Raw genomic sequence first — 6802 nt, 5'->3', positions numbered from 1 at the left:
GCCACTTTTATCAACGGGGGATGAGGGTTGTAACTCAGATTAGGCCTAGCTCTTAGCTCTCTTTGTCACCCCCCCAGATTGCTATCACTTTTTTAGTCATGAACCTTTGTACCTGGTGGCGCCGGGTTTTTTATGTATTTTTATGTCGAGCGGCTCAAACAATGCCTGTTTTTGGACTTAACATAATTTGCCCTTATAATTCACTCAAAATAAGGCAGGAAAAACTCATCTTTAACTCTGTTTGAATATATCGATCACTCCCGATCGCCAGAAAGCGATCGATTATTCAGCAAGCCCTAAATATGCAAATCATACAAACCAGTATCAACAAAGCTGCGGGATTTTCAAGTTTTTTTTTCATAGCCTGATTAAGCAACGCCATAATTCGTTGATTGTCGTGCAGACTAGGGTGAAGAATTATGTAACGAGAGGACGCCGACTACCCCTGCCGCAAAAGCTTAAACTATATGTTAAGGATGAAAAATAGTCAGCGTTCGCCGTCATCTTCATACTACTGAAAAAATACTTAATGGGGCGATGGGCAGGAGTGAGTTTTTATTTTCAAGTAATAAGATAGCGCTTCTCAATTGAGTGCAATACTGTACGCCCAATTAAATATTCCCTGGTTTGAGCCAGCCAAAAACTTCGCCTAAAGTTAACTGCATTTCCGGCATAAATTGGGGCATCGGAAGTATATCTGTTGGTTCTTGCAATGAAATTGGCTGCTGCCTTGCGGGATAGGCTAAAATGTTTTTTTCATCGGGATCGAGCAACCAACCCATCTGACAACCGGCGTTCAAACAGTGCAAAATATTGTTTGTGACTTTGGTTTGGCTTTGGGCTGGGGACAAAATTTCTATTGTCCAGTCTGGGTGAGCATTAAATGTATTGGCAATTTCGCCGTCAGCGTCTAGGGGAATGCGATTCCAAACAAAAATAGCCACATCCGGAACAATGGAACGTCCGCCAAAAGTGCAGCGAAGTTCTGGAAATGCCCAAGCAATCCGCTGAGGTTTGCCCGCTGCATTAACCGTCGTGATGAGTTCTCCCTGAATTGTGCTGTGTTTTCCTTGCGGGATAGGTTTTTGTACGATCGCACCTTTGATGTATTCGCTAGCGGGTTGGGTTTCTGGGAGTTGCAAAAACTCGTCCAGGCTGATATTTTTTTGAAGTGCTTGTACCATATAGCGCTCGCCCGTTTGAAGTGTGTTCCGGTAACAGTTCCAGTATATTTGAAGTTTCGAGCGCTTTGGTGAAACAATCGCTCTCAAAAGACTCTAAACTGTACCTAGCCCGCTCAGCAGTTTCCCGAGCCCGGGATCGATCGAGTTGCTTGAGGCAGAAGTTGCCACTGCGGGCGTCAGTCCCATCTGTAACTGCGATTCGTAGCATTCTTTCATCTAACTACTGACTGCTAACTAAGGACTAATAACTTCTTCCTATGTCAAAAAAAATAATTAATGCGATCAAATCGACTGGTATTTTAGGGGCGATCGCCTCTTTGACTGTTTTGTTATTCGGCGGTTGGAGCGGCACCGTGATCGGCTGGCTGATGGGTACGGCGGCGGGCTTTATTAGCTGTCGGGAGCAGAAGGTTTACAGCCCGAAAATGGGTGCGACTATCGGCAGTTTAGCGGGATTGGGATTGGGAGTTTGGCTGTTAGTTGCGAGTGTGTTAGAAGGGGTTTTGATTAGACCTTTGTCTGGTCAATCTGCTGTGGCTTTGCCGACGACGCTGCTGTACGGGATTTGCAGTTTGACGATCGCAATTTTGACAGCTACGTTAATGGGTGCTTTGCAGGGTTTGCAGGGAGAACGCCAGCGGCTGGCAACTCTGGTGACATTAGCTTTTATTCTAATTCTGTTTCCGTTTATCGATATTCAGGCTCAGACTGGGTGGATTGCTACTGTAGTACAGATTCAAATCTTTATTATGTTGGCGCTGGGTTTGAATATTACTGTGGGTTTTGCGGGTTTGTTGGATTTGGGATATGCGGCGTTTTTTGCGATCGGCGCTTATACGACGGCTTTGCTATCTTCTGGGCAGTTAAATATTGCTTGGAACTTTTGGGTGGTACTGCCGATCGCGGCCGGTGTAGCTGCGATCGCGGGCGTAATCCTGGGTATTCCGACACTGCGGCTCAAGGGCGATTATTTGGCGATTGTTACCCTCGGTTTTGGCGAAATTATCCCGGTTGTGTTTAGGAATTTAACGGCGATTCGGATTGACGAACCAGTGTCGAAGATTGTTGCTTCCCTGTTGGGCAAACCCGAGTTGGTGCTGTGTCTGGTTGGGTGCGATCGACCTTTTAACCTCACCGGCGGCGAAGCGGGAATAAACCCGATCGGGCGTCCATCTCTCCCCATCGTCGGCACTTTCAGCACCGGCAACTACTTTCCCTGGTACTACCTAATTTTACTGCTAGTTGTCTTCGCTTACTTCATGATTTCGCGGCTGCGAGATTCCCGCTTGGGCAGGGCGTGGAATGCCATGCGCGAAGATGAATTAGCGGCTAGTGCGATGGGGATTAACCTAGTCAAAACTAAACTTTCGGCTTTTGCGATGGGAGCGACGTTTTCGGGCTTTGCAGGCGCGTTTTACGCCGCCTATATCAGCGCGATTTTTCCCAGCGTTTTCGATTTCTCGGTGTCGGTAATCATCCTGTGTATGGTGATTTTAGGCGGTTTGGGCAACATGACCGGGGTGATTTTGGGCGCGATCATTATCATGTCTGCCGATCGACTTTATCTGCCACAATTAGCGCAAGTCCTCAAGGGTTTTCTGAATACTTTTGTACTCCCCAGGATTGCAATTCCCCCGTTGCGAGAGTTTCTGGCCACCAGTTTAGACCCGATTCAAATGCGCTTATTTCTATTCGGCCTAACTCTTGTTGTCATGATGCTCGTGCGGCCGGAGGGACTGATTCCTGATAAAATACACCAAGCTGAACTGCATTCTGATGGTGAAGCGAGCAATGAGTCTTTAGCAGATGCGAGAAGTCAATAAGTAGGTAAGGGCAACAACCATAGTATTTTGTAGGCGGGTTTAGCTAAGAATCTAGGATGCAAGGGAGTTTATGAGTTTCAAACTCCCCTCCCCATCTAATGTTTATTTGTAACCAACTACTTAGTAAGGGTGAAAGATTAGCCATGAAAAATGTTACTGGTACTGCTTTTATCGTTGCGGAATTTAGAGCAGAAGAGAATGAAGAGGCGATTCCTCTCTATACTGATCATGTAGTAAAAATCTGGCTGAATGAGGCAACAAAAAAAATAGCTAGCCACATAGCTCAAAGCTCTCCCGCCGCTAAAGAAATGGTTAAGTTGCGGACTAAATATTTTGATGATGTTTTGTCCAATCAAATTTTAGGAGGTTGCAAGCAAGTAGTTATTTTAGGTTCAGGCTTGGATACTCGCGCTGCTAGAATTAATGGAGAAGGAGTGATTTATTTTGAAATAGACGACCGCGCGACTCTTCAATTAAAAGAAGAAACTCTCAAAGCAAACAAAGTTACTGCTAATGTTCGCTACCTCCCCGGCGATTACGTAAAAGACGGTTTAATCTCCTTGCTCAGACAGAGTGAATTTGATTTCGCTCGACCGACATATTTTTTGTGGGAAGGCAACACTACTTTGGTTGACAAAAAAGATGTCATACTTGTGTTAGAACAAATTCGTGACAATGTTCATAATTTCCGATTGTCCTTTGATTATATGTCGGAAAAGGTGATTTTGAGAACGACGGGTTACCACGATATCAATGATTACATAGATAAATACGAAAGTATGTATGCACCGTGGATTACTGGGTTTGAAAAGATTGCAACTTTGGCTGACGAACTCAATCTCAAAGTTATTGAAAACTTTTCGACTGCTGATTTACACGCACAATATCGCCCTCGCCGTTCGCTAGAATCTAATCTTTTTAAGTTCTATTTTGTTTGTACGTTAGAGAATGCAGTAGGGTGCGTCAGTCAAGAGATTTGACTCAACTCACACAATTTGCTGCTGACGCACCGCAGAGTACAGACGATCGCACTTTGTCTGTACGCTAGAAAATGCAGTAAGTAGTCGGACAAAAGTAAATAGCACGCTCATTAACTTTTGTTGCATAAGGGCACCGAGGCGATCGCCTCGGTGCGTGTCAAATTAAGGAAGTCGGGGCTCGGTTCCTTGTTTGGCGTGTATCAATGCTGTACCCTAATGCCTCCAAAAGTATTTGCCAATGTCTCAGGTAGGCTAAACTAGGAATTAACCAGCTTGACCGTCACGGCAGCAGGATTAGCCATCCTCTGTATCGTCTGGCCAAGGCGGAATCCCTCCAATTATTCAAAGCTATGACTTTAGCGACAAAACAAATCATTGAAAAAAGCAATTACACCGAAGAAATTAAGGGAGTTGGAGAACAATTTGCAGCGATACAACAATCCTTAGAAAAAGCATTCCAATCTCAAGATGCTCTGGCACCAGAGGAGGGTCTTAGAGAGCTGCTGTCAATGTACGAGCTTTATCTCCATATTGAATCAGAAAGCAATCTTTCTGAGAGACATAAAAGCTTAGAACAACTTGAACGTAGCGTCGAAGCATTTAAGATAAAGTACAAAGACTTTGCCCCGAAGGAAGCTGTTGATGGCATAGAAAATGTACAACTTTGGGCTAAAATATCTAGAACAAGGATCTCTGCCCAATTATATATGCTTGCTGCATCTCTTGAAGACAACGAAGTAAAGCAACTAAGATTGTTTTACGCAGGACTCATTAATTTATTAGATATTGCAGAAAATTATCTAAGCTTCTTTACCAAAAGAGGTCGCGAATTAGCCAAAGATCTAGCTCAGACATTTATCAGCTATAAAACATTTGAAGATTATGCCAAGAAAAGACCAGCAGATGAAATCACCAGCCAAGCTATAGCCATAAGAAATGCAGCCAAAGCAATTTTGTGGGAAATTGATAGACACGACCGCCAAAAATTTTCGTATAAATCAATCTATGAAGAAGCCAACAATGCACTAAAAACAGATGATAAAGAAGAACTCCTTAAAACTCTGCGTTCCTGGCGTGAAGAGTACATTAATGAGCTTGAAAAGCTATCAGACAACTAGCAACCTAATTCATGAGTACGTTAATTTTTTTAGATACGGGTGTCGTCGGAAAACTCATACATCCCCTTGTTGACGAAGGCAAAAATAGGTTGGCTCAAAACGCTGAAAGCGAAGTTAAGGAATCTATTAGAGAAGCAATTGAATGCAATGAGTGGTTAGAGACGCTAATAAATGAGGGATATCCTGTAGCTATATCCGAAATCGTAAACTATGAAGCAAGGCGCGATCATGTCAGACGAATCCATGATCGCAAATCTGGACTAGAAGAGAAACAAAAAGCTCTTAAAGCTATTCAAAAACTAGATGCGCTAATCACAAAAAAAGGAGTTGCATATTTTACAGTTACTTGCGAAGAGGGCAACGTAATGCAAGAAGCTGCTGAACTGTGGGCTTTTGCACGCAATAATTCTTATGTAGCCCACGATGCCGACTTAATCATAGCTGCTCAAGCCGTCATTATTAAGAGAATAGGAATAGACGTAATCATTGCAACAACTGATACCGCAGACTTTAACCGATTGCTACAACAGTACCACATGGAAGCTAGGCGCTGGAGAGATATTAAACCTTAGCTGAACTGTCTCTCATTTAATTTTCCAGCGTTTTTACCCGAAAACTCAAGGGGCAACTCTCTAACAGCTTAACTAATATTAGGAAACAAAACCAAAATGTCATTATTAGAAGCACAGCAACTTACAATGCGATTCGGCGGTTTGACTGCCGTCAACCAGGTTAGTTTAACCTTGGAAAAAGGCTCGATCGCCAGTTTGATCGGCCCCAACGGTGCGGGCAAAACTACTTTTTTTAATATGCTGACAGGTATTTACAAACCGAGTGCCGGTCAGTTGCTTTTGGAACAGAAGAATATCACGGGTTTGCCGCCCGATCGCCTGACAACTTTCGGCATTGCTAGAACTTTTCAAAATATCCGCTTGTTTAACAACATGACTGTGCTGGATAATGTTTTAGTAGGCAGACACTGCCGATTAAAAACAGGTTTGTTGGGCGCAATCCTTCGCCCTCCGGCTGCGATGATTGAGGAACGAGAAGCTAAAATAAAAGCGCTGACTATGCTGGATTTTGTCGGTTTAGGTGCTTCTAAAGCGCCGGAGTTGGCAAAAAACCTTTCCTACGGCGACCAGCGGAGATTGGAAATTGCCAGGGCTTTGGCTTCCGATCCGAAAGTGCTGCTTTTGGACGAACCGACTGCGGGGATGAACCCGAACGAAACGGCTGATTTAACTCGCTTTATTTATCGGATTCGCGATGAGTTGAATTTGAGTATTTTGCTGATTGAACACGATATGAAGGTGGTGATGGGAATTAGCGATCGGGTTAGTGTTATGGAGTATGGTACTAAAATTGCTGAGGGAACTCCGGATCAAGTTCGCGCAGATCCTCGCGTGATTGAGGCCTATTTGGGAAAAGAAGAAGATGGCCATGGATAATACAGAATAAGTAGATACCCGACTTCTTTAATAAGAAGTCGGGTATCTAACAGCGATAGTTGACCTACTTAGATGTTTGGCGTCATTCCTAAACTTTTGATTTAACTTCAGACAATTGATTCTTAAGTTTTCTCCTCTTGGTCAGGAAACCGAAAAACATGGCCGTGCCTAATATATAGCCTTTCTCAGAAAGATGAGGTATGATGTAACTGACTTGAACGAAGTGAAAAATATAGAACCCGAAAATGT

The 6802-nt window shown here is 43.6% G+C and carries 6 protein-coding genes and 1 pseudogene; 6 read left to right on the top strand and 1 reads right to left on the bottom strand.

The window, feature by feature from the left end:
* Positions 1 to 77 precede the first annotated feature (77 nt).
* Positions 78 to 245: pseudogene (locus QUB14_RS27715) on the top strand (IS5/IS1182 family transposase); the annotation flags it as partial.
* 366 nt (positions 246 to 611) lie between these two features.
* On the opposite strand, the gene QUB14_RS27710 reads toward QUB14_RS27715, so the two are convergent.
* Positions 612 to 1184, bottom strand: a complete 573-nt coding sequence (locus tag QUB14_RS27710; RefSeq protein ID WP_333221307.1) for a Uma2 family endonuclease — start codon at positions 1182 to 1184, stop codon at positions 612 to 614.
* A gap of 257 nt (positions 1185 to 1441) precedes the next feature.
* Between QUB14_RS27710 and QUB14_RS27705 the strand changes: the two genes are divergently transcribed.
* From QUB14_RS27705 to QUB14_RS27685, 5 genes are all read left to right on the top strand, one after another.
* Positions 1442 to 3007, top strand: a complete 1566-nt coding sequence (locus QUB14_RS27705; RefSeq protein ID WP_333221309.1) for an ABC transporter permease subunit — start codon at positions 1442 to 1444, stop codon at positions 3005 to 3007.
* A 143-nt stretch (positions 3008 to 3150) separates the two neighbouring features.
* The gene (locus tag QUB14_RS27700; protein WP_333221311.1) at positions 3151 to 3987 is read left to right on the top strand and encodes an SAM-dependent methyltransferase; all 837 of its coding nucleotides are present in this window, start codon (positions 3151 to 3153) and stop codon (positions 3985 to 3987) included.
* Between the two features lie 350 nt (positions 3988 to 4337).
* Positions 4338 to 5105 (top strand): hypothetical protein, encoded by a 768-nt coding sequence (locus QUB14_RS27695; protein WP_333221313.1) that lies wholly within the window; start codon positions 4338 to 4340, stop codon positions 5103 to 5105.
* A gap of 11 nt (positions 5106 to 5116) precedes the next feature.
* Positions 5117 to 5677, top strand: a complete 561-nt coding sequence (locus QUB14_RS27690; protein ID WP_333221315.1) for a hypothetical protein — start codon at positions 5117 to 5119, stop codon at positions 5675 to 5677.
* A 96-nt stretch (positions 5678 to 5773) separates the two neighbouring features.
* The gene (locus QUB14_RS27685) at positions 5774 to 6553 is read left to right on the top strand and encodes an ABC transporter ATP-binding protein (protein WP_333221318.1); all 780 of its coding nucleotides are present in this window, start codon (positions 5774 to 5776) and stop codon (positions 6551 to 6553) included.
* The last annotated feature ends 249 nt before the right edge of the window (positions 6554 to 6802 follow it).

It is taken from the genome of Microcoleus sp. B3-D2 (assembly GCF_036705345.1).
In the GTDB taxonomy this organism is placed as follows: Bacteria; Cyanobacteriota; Cyanobacteriia; order Cyanobacteriales; family Microcoleaceae; genus Microcoleus.
The sequence above is the reverse complement of the archived record's forward strand: the minus strand, read 5'-3'. Positions and strand labels throughout refer to the sequence as shown.